This window comes from Microbacterium sp. 3J1, from assembly GCF_001049495.1.
Classification (GTDB): Bacteria; Actinomycetota; Actinomycetes; order Actinomycetales; family Microbacteriaceae; genus Microbacterium.
Genome location: NZ_CDWI01000008.1, coordinates 233,223 through 249,932 on the forward strand (window position 1 = coordinate 233,223; position 16,710 = coordinate 249,932).

A 16,710-nucleotide genomic window follows, 5' to 3' on the forward strand; every position below is an offset into this window, starting at 1 on the left:
CCGTCGAGCCTACTTCGTCGAGCGACCTGACCTAGCGTGCCGTCGTCGGGGCCACGGGTCGCGACGACATCTCGTCTGCGCGCAGCGGTCGGGCCGCACCGGAGAACAGCCCCGACATCACGACCAGCGCCACGAGGATGTACAGCGTGTTCAGGAGTCCGATGTGCTCGCTGATGAACCCGAGGACCGGCGGACCGCCGAGGAACGAGATGTAGCCGATCGTGGCGGCCGCGCTGACGCGGGCGGCTGCCTTCGCAGGATCGTCGGCCGCCGCGGACATGCCCAGCGGGAAGCCCAGCGAGGCGCCGACGCCCCACAGCGCAGCGCCCACGAACACGAGCGGCAGGCTCGGCGCGAGGATGAACAGCAGGATGCCGGAGGCCGCCGCCACGGCGAGCACCCGGAGCACGAGGACGCGTCCGAACCGGTCGACCAGGGGCCCGCCGAAGATGCGCACGGCGGTCATCGCGACCGAGAACGTCGCGAGCGCCGCGGCTCCGAGAGCGGAACCGCCGCCGTGGTCCTCGGCGACCCCCAGAGCCAGCCAGTCGTTGGCGCCGCCCTCGGCGAACGACATGCCGAGCATCACCACGCCGATGGCATAGGTGCGCGGTTCGCGCCAGGCGGCGAGGGCCACATGCATCCGCTCGCGCCAGTGCACCTTCTCGCCCTTGGCGGACTCGGGGTCGAGCGCCTCATCGCGCCGGGGCACGTTGGCGATGCTGACGACGCCGATCGCGGCGATCGCGATGGCGATCACGAGCGTGTGGGTGAACACGTCGATCCGCAGCTGGGCGGCGAGGGCTCCCAGCGCGGCCCCGATGACGGTGCCGAAGCTGAAGAAGGCATGGAAGAGGGGGAGGATCGTCTTGCCCGACTGCTGCTCGATCGCTGTCGCCTCGACGTTCATCATCACGTCGACGCAGCCGTTGCCGAGGCCGAACAGCACGAGTCCGATGAGGACGACGGCGTAGGAGCCGAGGACGTTGGCGCCGATGCCGATGAGAGCGACACCGGTCGCGAACGTGAAGATCGAGATCATCATGCCCAGTCGCGCACCGGTGCGGGCCATGATCGCCGGGCTCGACGAGATGCCGATGATCGACGCGATGCCGCCTCCGAGAAGAAGCATGCCGATCTGCGCCTTGTCGACCTCGAGGGCGACCTTGATGGACGGGACGCGCGATGCCCAGGTCGCGATCGACAGGCCGCTGGCGAGGAAGATCGCGAAGATCGCGGTGCGCCAGCGCACGTACTGGGAGCGAGTGAGGGCGGTGTCCATGAGGCACAGCATATCGAATCGATTCGATCCTCGGGAACGAGGGCGGCTATCCTCTGAGTATGAGCAGCCACGAGACGCCGCGCCGCGCGACCATCGCCGACGTCGCGCGTGAGGCGGGAGTGGCGACCTCCACGGCATCGGTCGTCTTCAGCGGCAAGGCCAACGTGGCACCGGCGACGCGGGAGCGCGTACTGGCCGCCGCGGCGGAGCTCGGGTACGCCGGCCCCGACCCGCGGGCCGCCTCCCTCCGTCGAGGACGCAGCGGGATCGTCGCGGTCGTCCTCGAAGGCCACCTGCGCACGGCGTTCCTCGATCCGGTCACGACCGCGATGATGGACGGCCTGACCGACGGGCTCGCCGACCTCAGCGCCGGCATCCTCCTCATGCGCGACGAGCCGGGTGACGACGGATCCTCTCTGGCGAGTGCTCCGGTCGACGCCGTCGTGCTGATCGGATGCTCCGGACGCACCCGGGCATCGCTCGACGTCGTCCGCAGCCGCGGGCTGCCCGTGGTCGTGATCGAGGGAGACGCGGGAGAGGGCATCCCGCGCATCACGCTGGACAACGCGGCGGCTGCCGCCGACGTCGCGCGGCACCTGCGAGACCTCGGCCATCGCGACGTCGCCCTCGTGACGCTGTCGCTCGACAGCGAGCGGGAACGCGGCCCGGTGACTCCGGAGCGGCTCGCGGCGGCGACGGTCGACGTCACCCGCGATCGCCTCGCCGGCATGCGTGAGGTCTTCCCGGAGGCGCCCGCGATCTCGGCGGCCGGCAGTCTCATCGACGAAGGTCTGATCGTCGGGCGGATGCTGCTGGCCGACCCCGCGTCGCGCCCCACGGCGATCCTCGCGCAGAGCGATCTGCTGGCGGTCGGCGTCATCCGCGCGGCCGAGGAGGCGGGGCTCCGAGTGCCGGAGGATCTGTCGGTCGCGGGCTTCGACGGCATCGCCGCAGACGGGCTCGGCGACCTCGTGCTCACGACCAGCGTGCAGCCGGCGGTCGAGAAGGGCAAGGCTGCGGGGGAGCAGGTCGCCCGGATGCTGGGTGGCGAACCCGGCACCACCCTGCACCTCACCTGCCGTTTCCGCGTCGGCACCACGACAGCGCCCCCCGCCGCTCGCTGATCGTCCCCGCGTCGGTCGCGACCTCAGCTGTGCACAGGCCCCAGGGGGAGCGGGTCGGCGCCCAGATCGAGGATCGAATACCGCCCGCAGTCGATCAGCTCGTCGGGCTCGCGCGCGTCAGGCAGATCCCACGGAACGGTCTGCGCGTCCTCGATGAGGAACGTCACCTCGCCGGAGGCGAAGTCCGCGCGGTTCACCAGCCAGGCGTAGCCGTTCAGCCGGTGATCGACCTGCACGAGCTGTGCGGGATCCGCCAGATGCAGCTTGGGCAGACGAACCGTCCAGAACTGCCCGGCTCCGGTTCGCCCGGATGCATCCACCCATTCGGTCACGCAGGAGAGGTCGGGGTCGGGCTGCGTCGCCGCCGCGGCGAGACGAGGGATGCCGGCGAAACCGAGAACGAGGAGAATGACGCCCGCGACCCCCGCCGCCGCTCGCCGTAGCCGGACGGAGAGGGTCAGCGCCCGCGGCGCGGCGACCAGCACGAGGACCGGGAGGAAGACGAGAGGCTGGAGATAGCGCGCCGCGTGCGTGCCGAGCGCGATGGCCCCCAGGAGCACGACCAGTGGTGCAGCCCACGCAGCGAGGGCGACGAGTCGCTCCCCCGCGTCGCGCGCCCGGATCGTCGTCAGGATCGCGAACCCGAGGAGCGCGACGACGATCAGCGCGGCGATGAGCGCGAGGGGCGACTGCAGGCGTTCCACGGCGAGATCGCCGTAGTAGATGAGCGACTCCCGCCACTGCTCGGGCTGCGCGTATGACGCGCCGGTGTTCGCGATCCATGCCGCGAACGGAATACGGGCGAGGCCGCCGAGAGCCGTGCCGACGACGAGGGCGACGCCGAGCAGGAGGAGACGGCGCCGGAGGGCGGATGCGCGGAGGGCGAGGACCAGAAGGATCAGGACCAGCGGCACGGTGGCCCACGCGGCGAACAGGGGATTGGACAGCGTCGACACCGTCGCGACGGCGACCAGCGAGATCGTGAGGAGTCCGAGATGCCGGGGCTCGTCGAGGGCGCGGCGCAGGATGCCGATCGTCAGCACCACCGCGACGACGGTGGCCGCGTAGTACGTCGTCGTCAGCGGGAGCGAGGCGAGCTCGAGCGCATCTCGCGAGGACGACGTCTCGGTCGCGGCGATGACGCCGAACACGATGACCGTCGCGACCGACCAGGCGACGGCCGCTCGTCCTTCGCGGGACCGGCCGGCGACCAGCCGGATCGCCCCGTACAGCGCGAGCACGTTCAGCACGGCACTCACCGCGAGGAGCCCCTCGGCGCCGAGGGGCAGCCCGGCGTCGAGACCTGCGAACACGATCGCCTCGGGGATGAACAGCACACTGGACAGGGCCCAGTCGAACGGCTCGCCCGCCAGCGCGGACCGAGCGAGCAGCGCCACGACCAGCGAATCGCCGTCACGGAAGAGGAGTTCGGCGCGAGCGGACGACGCGACCGAGGCCGCCGTCGCGAGAGCGGCGGCGGCGGCCAGCATCCATCCGGCCAGCTCCCGCACCCATGCTCGCGTCACGGGTTCACTCTGCCACGGGTGCGTGCTTCGACAGGCTCGGCAACTCAGGGGGACCGGCTCAGCAACCCGGAAAGGGGTCAGGAGACCTGGGTGCGCAGGTCCCAAATCTGCTCGAGCGGAGCGGTGCCCTCGTCGCCGTCGGCGTCGCGGAAGAGCTCCACGAACCGGCCGATGTCCGCCTGCCAGGCGTGGTCGGCCGGGTCGTCGGCGAGGGCCGCCACCGCAGCATCCCAGTCGTCGCAGTCGACGAGGTGGAACAGCCGGTGCCCGGAGCGCCAGATGGTCCAGTCGTGGATGCCGACGCGCGCGAAGGTCGCGGCGAGAGCAGACGGGATCGCCGCGTGGGCCGAGCGGTAGTCGTCGACCGCGCCGTCGCGGATCTCGGAGTGCAGAGCGATGCGCATGGTGCGGCCCTTCGTCAGTCCTGCGGGCGGAACGAGATCGCGATCGGCGTCGCGGCATCCGCCACATCGACCAGGATGGCACCGTCGCGACGCTCCGCGGGGATTCGCGTCTCGCCGACGCGTGCGGTCGACTCGTCGATCAGACCGTCGGGATTGGGCAGGCGGATGCTGCCGTGGGCGTCGACCACGGCGTGCACCGCGTCGTCGGTCCGGGTCCATCGGAGCCACGGGTCGTCCGACGGGTGCAGGCGCGGCTCGGGCCTCGCGCCGAACACGGCGTGCCCGTGCATCCGGTTCCACTCGCCGATGCCCTCGAGCGTTCGCCGTTGGAGCTCCGGGATGCGGCCGGACGCCTCGAGCCCGATGTTGAGCAGCAGGTTGCCGCCGCGCGAGACCACGTCGACGAGCAGACGCACGGCGTCGTCGGCCGACAGCAGATGCTCACTCGTCTCGTTGCGGTTGTGCCCGAACGACAGCCCGATGCCGCGGGTGTTCTCCCACGCCTCGCCGACCTTGACAGCGGTTCCGTGCACGTACTCGCTGGTGCGGAAGTCCCAGTGCGACTCGCCCCAGCGGTCGTTCACCACGCCCTCGGGCACGGCGTCGTAGAACGTGCGGAACACGTGCGCGAGGCTCTTCGGGCCGGCATCGACACCGCCGGCGGGCCAGCGGATGTCGCCCCACAGGATGTCGGGACGATAGCGGTCGACGAGGTCGATCACATGGTCGTGCGCGTACTCGGCGTACGCGACGTCGTCGGGGGCGGGAGCGGCGTCGTGGTCGATGGGCGGGAGGTCGGAGAAGTGCCAGTCCAGGCCTCCGGAGTAGGCGCTCGAGGGCGCCTTCCCCGCCCTGAGCGAGCTGCGCGACCAGGGCGTCATCTCCTCGTTCGGCGCGGGCATGAACCAGAGCGCGATGCTCGCGCGGTTCGTCCGAGAGACGGATGCCGACGTGATGATGGTCGCGGGTCGCTGGACCCTGCTCGACCAGTCGGCGGCCGAGGACCTGCTGCCCCTCGCCGAGCAGCGAGGGGTGACGGTTCTCGCCGCGGCCGTCTTCAACTCCGGCATCCTCGCGACGGATGCTCCCGGCACCGGATCCTTCTTCGACTACGGCCCCGCGGGCGATGCTGTCGTCGACCGAGCGCAGCGGATCGCCCGGGTTGCGGCGCGCCACGGATGCACCCTCCCCGAGCTCGCCGTGCGGTACCCGCTCACGCACCCCGCCGTCGGGGCCGTCGTGCTCGGGGGCGCGAGCGCCGATCAGATGGCGAGGAACGCGGACCTCGGCAGCCGACCGGTCCCCGACGAGGTGTGGACGGAGCTGCGGGAAGAGGGTCTGATCAGCGGGTCCGTACCCCAGGTCCGGTCCGCCTCTGCCGCGAAAGGGCACCCCGTACGATGAGACTCATGTTCAGCGACGACGAGGCACGCGGACCCCGGCCACTGCCGGCGCGTCGGGCCCTCGTCGATGACGTCTACGACGCCGTGCTCGGACTGCTCATGGACAGGGTCATCGAGCCCGGTGCCCGCGTGAACATCGATGCGGTGGCGCGCGACCTCGACGTGTCGCCCACACCGGTGCGCGAGGCGCTCACGCGGCTCGAGGCGGAGGGGCTCGTCGCGAAGCGCGCTCTCAAGGGGTACGTCGCGGCGCCGCTGCTCGACGCGGCGGGCCTCAGAGACCTGTACGACATGCGCGAGATCCTCGAACCGGAGGCCGCGCGACGCGCGTCGGTGCATCTCCGTGGCGATGCCGAGGCGGAGCTGGCCGACTCGGTCGCGCAGATGCGCGCGGCATCCGCCCCCGACGAGGACGAGCGCTTCCGCAACTACCGTCGGTTCATCGACGAGGACCTGCACTTCCACCACCTGATCGCGGAGCAGGCCGACAGTCCGCTCCTCTCCGAGGCCATCGTGCGCCTGCGCTCGCACATGCACCTGTATCGACTGAACTTCCGTCATGACTTCGAGGACGACACCGTGAGCGAGCACGACAGCATCCTCGAGGCCCTGCGCAAGCGGGATCCGGATGCCGCCGCCGCCGCGATGCGCGCGCACATCGAGAACTCCTACGCCCGGCTCGGTCCCGCGCTCGCGCGTCGCGCCGAGGGCGCATCCGAGTAGCGGACCGACCCTTTCTCGCGCTCGGGGCCTTACGTTTCCCTAACGCCGGGTAAACTGGGTTCTGACACCCGCCCGCCTGTGCCGTTCCTCGGCCGACGAGCCTTGAGGAGCCGCGTATATGCTGACGCTCCTCGCGGTGTTCCTCCTCGGGTCTCTGCTGATGCCCGTTCTGGTGCGCTGGCTGGGGTCCCAGGCATTCGCGTTCGCCGCTCTCATTCCCGCGGCGGCATTCGTGCACGCCCTCGTGCTCACGCCTCAGGTGCTCGACGGCCCCGCACCGTTCGAGTCGGTCGAGTGGATTCCGCAGCTGGGGCTCGACCTGTCGATGCACATGGACGTGCTGGGCTGGGTCCTGACGCTCATCGTCACGGGCGTCGGCGCGCTCGTGCTCCTCTACTGCCGCTGGTACTTCCTCGACGACACCGCGGGCATCGGCCAGTTCTCCGCCGTCCTGCTCGGTTTCGCCGGAGCGATGTACGGCCTCGTGCTCACCGACGATCTCGTCATGCTCGTCATGTTCTGGGAAGTGACGAGCATCCTCTCCTACCTCCTGATCGGGCACTACCGCCGCCGCGCCGCGAGCCGACGCGCCGCACTGCAGGCGCTGCTCGTCACCACACTCGGCGGCCTGGTGATGTTCGTCGGCGTCGTGCTGCTCGTGGTCGACGCCGGCACCTCGAGCATCCGGGAGATCCTCGAGATCGTGCCGTCGGGCCCGATCGTCGACGCGGCGGTCGTGATGCTCCTGGTCGGCGCGCTCAGCAAGTCCGCGATCTTCCCGTTCCACTTCTGGCTGCCCGGTGCCATGGCGGCCCCGACTCCGGTGAGCGCCTATCTGCACGCGGCGGCGATGGTCAAGGCGGGCATCTACCTCATCGCGAGGTTCGCGCCGATCTTCGCGTTCACCGGACCCTGGCGTCCGATCGTCATCTCCCTGGGCATCGTGACGATGCTGCTCGGCGGCATCCAGGCGCTGCGCGAGACAGACCTCAAGCGCATCCTCGCGTTCGGCACAGTCAGCCAGCTCGGCTTCTTCACGGTGGTGGTCGGATACGGGACGCAGGCCAGCGCGCTGGCAGGACTCGCGCTGGTGATCGGACACGCCCTGTTCAAGTCGGCCCTCTTCCTCATCGTCGGAGTGATCGACCGACAGCTGTCGACCCGAGACATCACGGAGCTGAGCGGCGTCGGACGACAGGCGCCGGTCATGGCGACCGCGGCCTTCATCTCGATCGCGTCGATGGCGGGCATCGCCCCCACCATCGGATTCGTCGCGAAGGAGTCGACGCTGACGGCCCTCCTCGACGATGCCCTGCACGGCTCGCCCTGGGGTCTCGTCGCGATCATCGGCGTGAGCCTGGGATCCATTCTCACTGCGGCATACGGCATCCGATTCCTCTGGGGAGCCTTCTGGACGAAGCGCGATGCGAAGGGCGACCGTATGCCCGATACGGCATGGCCGGATCCGCCGGTCGGATTCCTTTCGGCGCCGATCATCCTCGCCGGCGTCACCATCGCCGCCGGCATCGGCGCCCCCGCCCTCGACAAGGCCCTCCAGGGCTACGCGCTGACCGCGACACCGGGTCTCGACGCCGCAGGCGAGGCCGTCGAAGGACCAGGCCACCTCGCGCTGTGGCACGGACTCGAACCCGCACTCGGCATCTCGATCCTCACCGTCCTGCTGGGCGCCGCGCTCTTCCTGATGACGGTCCGCACCGGCTGGGATCGCAGGTCACGGGTCCTGCCCTTCACCGCCGCCGACGCCTACTACCTGGTCGTGCGCGGCGTCGACCGTCTGTCGGTCCTGAGCACCACCGTGACCCAGCGAGGCTCGCTCCCGGTATACGTCGGCACGATCTTCGTGGTCTTCGTCGCGGCTGAGATCACAGCGCTGCTCGCGAGCGACATCGACCGGTTCCAGCTCTCCGCCTGGCACACGCCCGCCCAGCTCGTCGTCGCGCCCCTCATGGCGGTCGCCGGTGTCCTGGCCGTTCGAGCTCAGAAGCGCTACACGGGCGTCGTCCTCGTCTCGATCACCGGCCTCGGCATGGTCGTGCTGTTCGCGACGAGCGGCGCCCCCGACCTCGCCCTCACGCAGATCCTCGTCGAGACCGTGACCATGGTCACGTTCGCGCTGGTGCTGCGTCGCCTCCCGGCGCGGATGGGCGAGCACAACGCATCGGTCGGTCGCATCCCCCGTGCCCTTCTCGGCATCGGAGTGGGCCTCACGATGGCGCTGGTCGCGATCGTGGCGACACAGTCCCGCGTCGCCGACCCGATCTCCGCCGCCTTCCCGAGGCTCGCCTACGAGATCGGCCACGGCAAGAACGTCGTCAACGTGGCGCTCGTCGACCTGCGTGGCTGGGACACGATGGGCGAGCTGTCCGTGCTCGTCCTGGCCGCGACCGGAGTCGCCTCGCTCGTCTTCGTCACCCACCGGGCCGACATGCTCGCCGCGACCACGACGCTGCCCAAGGCCCGACGCCGCCGCACGCTCCGTCGCCCGCTCGTCGAGACGACGGAGGGCGTGCGATTCCAGACCACCGAGAACGAGAGCAACCCCCGCGCCTGGCTGGTCGGCGGGCCGAAGATGAAGCCCGAGAACAGGTCGATCCTGCTCGAGGTCGTCGTCCGCATCCTCTTCCACACCATCATCGTGGTCTCGATCTTCCTGCTGTTCTCCGGCCACAACCTGCCGGGCGGAGGCTTCGCCGGCGGGCTCGTCGCCGGCATGGCTCTCGTCATGCGCTACATCGCCGGCGGGCGCTGGGAACTCGGCGCCGCCACTCCGACCGATGCCGGGCGTCTGCTCGGAGCCGGTCTGATCCTGGCCGTCGGCACCGCTGTCGTCCCGCTGTTCTTCGGTCTCGCGCCGCTCACCAGCCACTTCTGGGAGTGGGAGATCCCCGGAATCGGCCACATGGAGTTCGTGACGTCGACGATCTTCGACGTCGGCGTCTACCTCGTCGTCATCGGCCTCGTGCTCGACGTCCTCCGCAGCCTCGGCGCTGAGGTCGACCGCCAGGCGCAGGAGTTCCGGGAGCGGGGGGTGACCCTCTGATGGATGTCTCCCTGACCCTCATCGTCATCATGGCCGTGCTCTTCGCCTGCGGCGTGTACGCGATGCTCGAGCGCAGCCTGACCCGAGTGCTCATCGGCTTCCTGCTGCTCGGGAACGCCACGAACCTGCTGCTGCTCATCGTCATGGGGGTGCCTGGGAACGCCCCGTTCTTCGGCACGGAGGGCGAGATCAGCGATCCGCTGCCGCAGGCGCTCACCCTGACCGCGATCGTGATCACCTTCGCCGTCTCGGCGTTCCTCCTGGCCCTCATCTACCGCTCCTGGCAGCTCGGCCAGGCCGACACGGTCGAGGACGACGAGGCCGACATCGCGCTCCGCGAGCGCACGGATGCCGACGAGGACCTCATGGACGACGAGTCCGACCTCGAGGACGAGGCCACCACCGACTTCGTCGGCGTGCAGACGGCCCCCATCACCGTGCTGCACATGCGCGACCACCCCTCGATCGACGACGATGCCCCGGTCGATCGACCGGCGGCATCCGGGTCCTCCCCGTCCGATGCGGATGCGGATGCGGATGCGCGGTCGGATGCGGACGCGGACGCGCGGTCGGATGCTGTGGCATCCGTGCTCACCGACGAGTCGGCTCCGCCCGATGATGACGATCGGCGCGGAGACGGCGACGACGAACGCACCCCGTCCGGCTTCCAGACCGACGCGGACACGCACGCCTCCGACGCCCACGAGACCGACGCCGCGGATGCCGCCCGAGACACGGCATCGGATACGGCCTCCGACGACAGCGCACCCGACCACACCGACGAAGGGGAGGACCGCCGATGAGCGCTCTCGTCCCCCTCCTCGTCTGCCTGCCTCTGCTCGGCGCCGCGATCACACTGATCTTCGGCCGCAACGCGCGGCTGCAGGCCGTCGTCTCCGTCGTGACGCTCGCCGTCGTGTCGGTCATCGCGGCGGTGCTGCTGTTCGCCGTCGATGCGGGCGCCCCGCTCGCCGTGTCGGTCGGAGGCTGGCCGGTGCCCTTCGGCATCGTCCTGTACGTCGACCGGCTCGCCGCGCTGCTGGTGCTCATCTCCAGCATCGTGCTGCTCGCGGTCCTGCTCTTCTCGATCGGCCAGGGCGCCGCCGACGGCACGGACGAGACCCCCATCTCGATCTTCAACCCGTCGTACCTGATCCTCGCGGCGGGCATCTTCAACGCCTTCATCGCGGGAGACCTGTTCAACCTCTACGTGGGCTTCGAGATCCTCCTCGTCGCCTCGTACGTGCTCATCACGCTCGGCAGCACCGAATCCCGCATCCGCACGGGCGCCGTGTACATCGTCGTCTCGCTCGTCTCGTCGATCCTGTTCCTCGCGTCGATCGCGATGATCTACGGCGCCCTCGGCACGGTGAACATGGCGCAGATCGCCGAGCGGATGACCGAGCTCCCGCAGGAGACGCAGCTCGTGCTGCATCTCATGCTGGTGATCGCCTTCGGCATCAAGGCCGCGATCTTCCCGGTGTCGTTCTGGCTGCCCGACTCGTATCCGACCGCGCCGGCGCCCGTCACGGCGGTCTTCGCCGGGTTGCTGACGAAGGTCGGCGTGTACGCGCTCATCCGTACCGAGACCCAGCTCTTCTCGGAGAACAGCATCGACACCCTGCTCCTCATCATCGCGTTGGCGACGATGATCGTGGGAGTGCTCGGCGCCGTCGCGCAGGCGGAGCTCAAGAGGATCCTGTCGTTCACCCTGGTGAGCCACGTCGGCTACATGATCTTCGGTCTCGCGATAGCGACGCCGGCCGCGATCGGCGCCACGGTGTACTACATCGTCCACCACATCATCGTGCAGACCACGCTGTTCCTCGCCGTGGGCCTCATCGAGCGTCGAGCCGGCAGCACGTCCATCCTCCGCGTGAAGGGCCTGCTCAAGGTCGCTCCCGTGATCGCCGTGCTCTACTTCATCCCGGCGATCAACCTCGGCGGCCTCCCGCCCTTCTCCGGATTCATCGGCAAATTCGCGCTCTTCGAGGCGGCGGCATCCGTCGGCACGCCGCTCATGATCGTGCTGATCTTCGGCGGAATCGTCACCTCCCTCCTCACCCTCTACGCGCTGATGCGCGCATGGAACCTCGCGTTCTGGCGCGAGGAGGAGGATTCGAGCGAGACCGAGGGTCGCATCTCGCACCTCGGCAACGCCCCGGCCGCCGACGAACAGCAGGAGCGCCGTCGCATCCCGAGGATCATGACCGTCGCCACGGCGGGGATGGTCGGTGTCACCGTGGCCCTCACCGTGTTCGCCGGACCCCTCTACGCCCTCTGCGACCGCATTGGCGCCGGGCTCCTGGACCCGGTCAACCTGGTGCAGCTGGAAGACGAGGTGGACGGATGACCCCCACCGAGACCGGCCGTCACTTCTGGCGGGACATCCGCGTGCAGCTGCCGTTCCTCGCGTGGCTGGTCGTGCTGTGGATGCTGCTGTGGAGCCAGTTCACGGTGCTGGCGTTCCTCAGCGGGCTCGTCGTCGCCGTGTTCGTGACCCGCGTGTTCCGGCTGCCGACGGTCGAGCTCTCGGGGCGCATCAACATCTGGTACGCCGCGCTGCTGGTCGTGCAGTTCCTCTTCGCGGTGCTGCGTGGTGCTCTCGCGGTCACGGTGCAGGTGTTCGACTTCCGTCGGCAGCCGGGCGCCGCGATCGTCGCCGTGCCGCTGCGGTACGCCGACGACCTGATCATGACGCACGTGTCGGTCGTGTCGTCGCTGGTTCCGGGTTCGCTCGTCGTGGAGGCGGACCGCGACCGTCAGATCCTGTACCTGCACGTGATCGGCGTGCGCAGTATGGAGGACGTCGAGAAGCAGCGCGCAGGGGTGCTCCGGTGGGAGCGACGGGTCGTCCGTGCGCTCGGCGCGCCGGATCAGTACCGTGCTCTCAAAGCCGACCAGCGCGCGGCTCGCGCCGACGCCCAGGGTCCTCGATCGCCGAAGGGCGGTGTCCGATGAACGTGCTGCTGCTGGCCATCATGGTCGTGTTCGGCGTCGCCGCCATCCTCACGATCATCCGCATCGTGCGGGGGCCCTCGATCCTCGATCGCGCCGTCGCGTCGGACGTGCTGCTCACCGAGGTGATGTGCGTGCTCGGCGCGGAGATGGCGATCAACGGGCACACCCGCAACATTCCGGTGATGCTGATCATCGCAGCGGTCGGCGTCTTCGGCTCGATCGCCGTCGCCCGCTTCGTCGCGAGAAGGGACAACACGACGCCATGAACGTCTTCGGTCTCAGCATCCCCGACGCCGTGGTCGACGTCGCGGTGCTCGTGCTCATCCTGCTCGGGGCGATCCTGTGCCTGTCGGCCGCCGTCGGACTCCTCCGCTTCCGCGACGTCCCCTCGCGCCTGCACGCGGCGACCAAGCCGCAGGTGCTCGGACTCGTGCTGATCTGCCTCGCGATCGCGCTGTCGCTGCGTACGGTCGGCGGGATCCTCGTCGGGCTCGCGCTCGTCGCCCCGATCGTCCTCATGCAGTTCGCGACCGCTCCGCTGTCGGCGCACATCGTGGGGCGGCAGGCGTACCGCAACGGAACGACCGAAGAGCGCAGTCTCGTCGTCGACGAACTGGCCGATTCGAAGCAGACCCCGCCCGCCGCCGGCTGATCTGCGCGTCCGGTTCGGTCTCGGTTCGGTCCCGCCGCGTGCACAATTCAGCAAGAACGGCTCGGTCAGCCGCTGTGGCTGGCCTGCGGCCCGGCATCCGCCCATCTGTGCTGAATCCTGCACGGCACCCGCGCGCTGTTCTGCCCACCCCGTTCGGCGCCGCCGCGTGCACAATTCAGCAAGAACGGCTCTGTCAGCCGCTGTGGCTGGCCGCAGGCCCGGCATCCGCCCATCCGTGCTGAATCCTGCACGGCACCCGCGTCGCGCCACCTCTCCTGCACAGACGCAGAAAGCGGCAGAGTTCTGCACTTCGCCCCGATCGCCGCCCCGCGGTCTTCGCCGTATCCGCACACTGCAGTGATGAATTTCCCCGACACGAGCGTCATTCACCGAGCGACCGAGACCTACGCCCGGACGGTGTTCACGCTGTCAGACCTGATCGCTTCGGGAACGTCTCGGAGACAAGTGGCCGCGATGGTCCGCCGCGGGCACCTGATCCACGTCCGCCGTGATCGTTACGCTCTTCCGCTCACCGACACCGGCATCCTCGAGGCGGTGCGAATCGGCGGCAGACTGACGTGCCTGTCGCTGTTGACCCTCCTCGGCGTGTTCGTGCACGACTGCGACGAGCTGCATGTGCTGATGACACCGGGGACGTCGCGGCTCCGCGCCCCGCGAAGCACAAGGGTCGTGTCCCATTGGACGACGAACTCCGCGAGACAGCCCCACCTGCACATCGCTCAGCTGGCCGACGCCGTCGCCCACGCGGTGAGGTGCCAGGCTCCGCGCCAGGCGCTCGCCACAGTGGACAGCGTCGTGCACCACCGACTGATGAGCCTCACGCAGTTGACGGCCGTGTTCGCCGCGCTTCCCGCGCGCTACCGGCCCCTTCTCTCGCTCGTCGATGCCTCGTCGGCCTCGGGCCCGGAGACCTACATGCGACTGATCCTGCGCGCCATGGGTGTGCCATTCGCCACGCAGGTGCACATCGAGACCGTCGGCCGGGTGGACTTCCTCGTCGACGGGTGGCTGATCATCGAGTGCGACAGCCGGCGGTTCCATCAGGGATGGGAGAAGCAGGTGGACGATCGGAGACGAGACATCGCCGCCGCGCGGCTCGGGTACATCACCGTGCGGCCGCTCGCTCAGGACATCCTGGGGGATCACGCGGGGGTGCGGGAGGTGTTCGAGCAGATCATCGAGGCGTTCGGGCCGCGTCTCGCGCCGTCCGGGCGTGCACGATTCAGCAAGAAGTCGAGCTGATCGCCGAAAGCGGGCAAGAATGCGCCGCTCGGTGCCATCCATGCTGAATTGTGCACCCGGCACCACGCTCAGAGGCCGTCCGCGAAGGACTGGATCAGCCGCGCAGCGGGCCCGGAGTCGCTGATCAGCGTGCCGTGGCCGTGATCGGGGATGACCTGGAGGTCGGCGCCCGGGATCGCGTCGATGATCTCGCGGCACCAGCTCATCGGGGCGAGCGGGTCGCTCTCGCCGCGCAGCACCAGAACCGGGGCGTCGATGCGCGCGAAGGCGTCCTCCGGCTCATGCGCGATGGTGGCGCGCATCTTGCGGAACAGGTGAGGCCCACCGCGGAGGTACTCGCGAGCGCCCCGCCAGATCACCAGCGGTCGCTCGCCGACGAGGTCGGTGAGGAGGTACCGCGCCTGCGCGCCGATGTTCCGCGCTGCCTTGTTCACGGTCGGACCGGCGAGCACCACGCCCTCCACGAGAGACGGATGTCGTGCGGCGAGCTCCGCCGCGATCTGACTGCCCATCGAGTGGCCGATCACCACGACAGGGCCGGCGTCGACGTGGCGCAGGTAGGCCGCGACGAGGTCGGCGTGGCGTTCCATCGTGAGGGTGCGCGTGGGTTCCGGCGCTTCGCCGAAGCCGGGCAGGTCGAGCGCGATCACCCGCCCCTCGAGACGCTGCACCACGTCGAGGTAGACGCTGCGGCCCATCCCGATCCCGTGCAGAAGCAGGAAGGTGTGCGGCCCTTCGCCGAAGGACTCGGCGATGAGCGTCGCGCCGCCGTGCTCGTACTCCAGCAGCGTGACGGGGGTGCCCTTCGGTGCGAGATAACTGGATGCCACCCGCCAACGCTAATGGAGCGCCGACCCCTCGGCGAATCGGCGCCGGGTGCGGGGCGGTGTGCAGCGCCTGCGCGCGAACCGAGGGGGGCGCGCGTCCGTGTGAGGATGGAGGGTGACTTCTGCCGAGCCCGACACCGACCCGACCGAGACGGCGAAGGGTCTGCGCGGGGTCCGCGCCCGGCTCGCGGCGGCGCTCGGCGATCCGGTGCTGCGGGCTCTCTTCACGGCCACGGCGGTGTCGCGCATCGGTCGCGGGGTGTTCTTCGCCGTGACCGTGCTCTTCTTCACTCAGGTCATCGGGCTCTCACCGGCGCAGGCGGCGGTCGTGCTGGCGATCTCGAGCGGATGCGGTGTCGTGGCGTCCTTCCTCGGCGGGTGGCTCTCGGATCGCTGGAGCGCCCGACGTCTCGCCTTCGCCTTCGAGATCGCGGGCGGGCTTCTTCTCGCGAGCTATGCGTTCGCAGCGGATTTCGTCTCGGCGCTCGTGCTCGCGAGTCTTGCGGGCTTCTTCGACAGCATGGGCCACTCGTCTCGGTCCGCCATCATCGCCCGCGGCTTCGCGCCCGACCGGCGGGTCCATGCGCGTGCGGTGCTCCGCACCGTGACGAACCTGTCCATCGCGGCGGGGTCCGGGATCGGCGCGATCGCGCTCGCCCTCGGCACCGCGGAGGCGTATCGCATCGTCATCGTGTGCGCCGGGCTGATCTGCGCGCTGGGGTCGTTGCCGCTCCTGCGCCTCACCGACGCGGTCGATGCGCCGGCACGCGCCCGCACGAGACCGGTGCTCACCGAGACGGGCTCGATCGACACGGATGCCGCGGCGACCGCCCTCGCCGAACGCCGGGACTGGAACCGCCGATCGCCGTGGCGCGACCCGCGGTACCTGCTGCTGAGCGGCCTGTCGGCGATCTTCGGGATGCAGTTCGGTGTGGCCGAGTTCGGCATCCCCCTCTGGATCACCGAGCGCACGAACGCGCCCGACGTGATGGTGGCCGTCCTGCTGATCGTCAACACGACTCTCGTGGTGCTGTTCCAGGTCCGCGCGTCTCGCGGTACGCACGATGTCCGGGTCGCGGGCCGGGTGACCCTCATCGCCGGATGGATCATGGTCGCCGCCTGCGTGTTCTACGCGCTCGCTGCGGGGGTGCCGGCCTGGGCCGCGATCGCGATCCTGATCGTCGGCATGATCGCCCACACCTTCGCCGAGATCCTGTCTCAGGCGGGAGCCTGGGGGCTGAGCTTCGAGCTCGCGGACCCGGTGCGCGCGGGGGCCTACCAGGGAGTGTTCGGCATGGGCTTCTCGGTCGGTGCCCTCGCGTCTCCGATCGTCGTGAACGCCACGGCGATCAGCTTCGGCTTCGCCGGATGGGTCGTGCTGGCCGGGATCTTCCTCGCCGCAGCGGTGGGCATCTGGCTCATCGCGCGCCGCGCGGCGGCATCCATGGCGACAACCGCTCCGACATCGGCCTGACCGGCGGCGA

General features: G+C 69.7%; 15 protein-coding genes and 1 pseudogene. 11 read left to right on the forward strand and 5 right to left on the reverse strand.

Annotation, left to right across the window (positions count from 1 at the left end; translation table 11 throughout):
• Positions 1–31: 31 nt before the first annotated feature.
• Positions 32–1,282, reverse strand: a complete 1,251-nt coding sequence (locus BN2660_RS06115; protein ID WP_091228571.1) for an MFS transporter — start codon at positions 1,280–1,282, stop codon at positions 32–34.
• A 59-nt stretch (positions 1,283–1,341) separates the two neighbouring features.
• Between BN2660_RS06115 and BN2660_RS06120 the strand changes: the two genes are divergently transcribed.
• Positions 1,342–2,406 carry a LacI family DNA-binding transcriptional regulator gene (locus tag BN2660_RS06120; RefSeq protein WP_091228574.1) on the forward strand — a complete coding sequence of 355 codons (1,065 nt, stop codon included), beginning with the start codon at positions 1,342–1,344 and terminating at the stop codon, positions 2,404–2,406.
• A 23-nt stretch (positions 2,407–2,429) separates the two neighbouring features.
• On the opposite strand, the gene BN2660_RS06125 is transcribed toward BN2660_RS06120, so the two are convergent.
• The 3 genes from BN2660_RS06125 to BN2660_RS06135 all read right to left on the reverse strand — a co-directional run bounded on the left by BN2660_RS06125 (position 2,430) and on the right by BN2660_RS06135 (position 5,238).
• Entirely contained in the window at positions 2,430–3,932 is a 1,503-nt protein-coding gene (locus BN2660_RS06125) for a hypothetical protein (RefSeq protein WP_091228578.1), read from the reverse strand.
• Positions 3,933–4,009: 77 nt separating this feature from the next.
• Complete coding sequence (locus BN2660_RS06130; protein WP_091228583.1) at positions 4,010–4,336, reverse strand: L-rhamnose mutarotase; 327 nt, start codon at positions 4,334–4,336, stop codon at positions 4,010–4,012.
• Between the two features lie 14 nt (positions 4,337–4,350).
• Positions 4,351–5,238, reverse strand: coding sequence for an alpha-L-fucosidase (locus BN2660_RS06135; protein WP_218054100.1), 888 nt, complete (start codon positions 5,236–5,238; stop codon positions 4,351–4,353).
• Between BN2660_RS06135 and BN2660_RS06140 the strand changes: the two genes are divergently transcribed.
• The 9 genes and pseudogenes from BN2660_RS06140 (at position 5,237) to BN2660_RS06180 (ending at position 14,399) form a co-directional block, all read left to right on the forward strand.
• Positions 5,237–5,740: an aldo/keto reductase gene (locus tag BN2660_RS06140; protein ID WP_369690538.1), complete on the forward strand. Its 504-nt coding sequence runs from the start codon at positions 5,237–5,239 to the stop codon at positions 5,738–5,740. The two genes, BN2660_RS06135 and BN2660_RS06140, sit on opposite strands and share 2 nt — an antisense overlap.
• A 5-nt stretch (positions 5,741–5,745) precedes the next feature.
• Positions 5,746–6,462: a GntR family transcriptional regulator gene (locus tag BN2660_RS06145; protein ID WP_091228592.1), complete on the forward strand. Its 717-nt coding sequence runs from the start codon at positions 5,746–5,748 to the stop codon at positions 6,460–6,462.
• A 118-nt stretch (positions 6,463–6,580) separates the two neighbouring features.
• Positions 6,581–9,523, forward strand: a complete 2,943-nt coding sequence (locus tag BN2660_RS06150) for a Na+/H+ antiporter subunit A (RefSeq protein ID WP_091228595.1) — start codon at positions 6,581–6,583, stop codon at positions 9,521–9,523.
• Positions 9,523–10,017: pseudogene (locus BN2660_RS06155) on the forward strand (Na(+)/H(+) antiporter subunit C); the annotation flags it as partial. The gene BN2660_RS06150 and the pseudogene BN2660_RS06155, both read left to right, overlap by 1 nt.
• Before the next feature lie 305 nt (positions 10,018–10,322).
• Positions 10,323–11,876, forward strand: coding sequence for a Na+/H+ antiporter subunit D (locus BN2660_RS06160; RefSeq protein ID WP_091228597.1), 1,554 nt, complete (start codon positions 10,323–10,325; stop codon positions 11,874–11,876).
• On the forward strand, positions 11,873–12,484 hold the full coding sequence (locus BN2660_RS06165; RefSeq protein ID WP_091228600.1) for a Na+/H+ antiporter subunit E: 612 nt from the start codon (positions 11,873–11,875) through the stop codon (positions 12,482–12,484). The genes BN2660_RS06160 and BN2660_RS06165 overlap by 4 nt, the downstream gene beginning before the upstream one ends.
• Positions 12,481–12,750 carry an MrpF/PhaF family protein gene (locus tag BN2660_RS06170; protein ID WP_091228603.1) on the forward strand — a complete coding sequence of 90 codons (270 nt, stop codon included), beginning with the start codon at positions 12,481–12,483 and terminating at the stop codon, positions 12,748–12,750. Before BN2660_RS06165 ends, BN2660_RS06170 begins: the two co-directional genes overlap by 4 nt.
• Positions 12,747–13,136 carry a monovalent cation/H(+) antiporter subunit G gene (gene mnhG / locus BN2660_RS06175; protein WP_091228607.1) on the forward strand — a complete coding sequence of 130 codons (390 nt, stop codon included), beginning with the start codon at positions 12,747–12,749 and terminating at the stop codon, positions 13,134–13,136. Before BN2660_RS06170 ends, mnhG begins: the two co-directional genes overlap by 4 nt.
• Positions 13,137–13,496: 360 nt before the next feature.
• Positions 13,497–14,399 (forward strand): type IV toxin-antitoxin system AbiEi family antitoxin domain-containing protein, encoded by a 903-nt coding sequence (locus BN2660_RS06180; RefSeq protein WP_141651251.1) that lies wholly within the window; start codon positions 13,497–13,499, stop codon positions 14,397–14,399.
• A gap of 68 nt (positions 14,400–14,467) precedes the next feature.
• Here the strand turns inward: BN2660_RS06180 and BN2660_RS06185 are convergent, their stop codons facing one another.
• Positions 14,468–15,229 carry an alpha/beta fold hydrolase gene (locus tag BN2660_RS06185; protein WP_091228613.1) on the reverse strand — a complete coding sequence of 254 codons (762 nt, stop codon included), beginning with the start codon at positions 15,227–15,229 and terminating at the stop codon, positions 14,468–14,470.
• Positions 15,230–15,341: 112 nt separating this feature from the next.
• Between BN2660_RS06185 and BN2660_RS06190 the strand changes: the two genes are divergently transcribed.
• Positions 15,342–16,700, forward strand: coding sequence for an MFS transporter (locus BN2660_RS06190; RefSeq protein ID WP_255305053.1), 1,359 nt, complete (start codon positions 15,342–15,344; stop codon positions 16,698–16,700).
• Positions 16,701–16,710 lie beyond the last annotated feature (10 nt).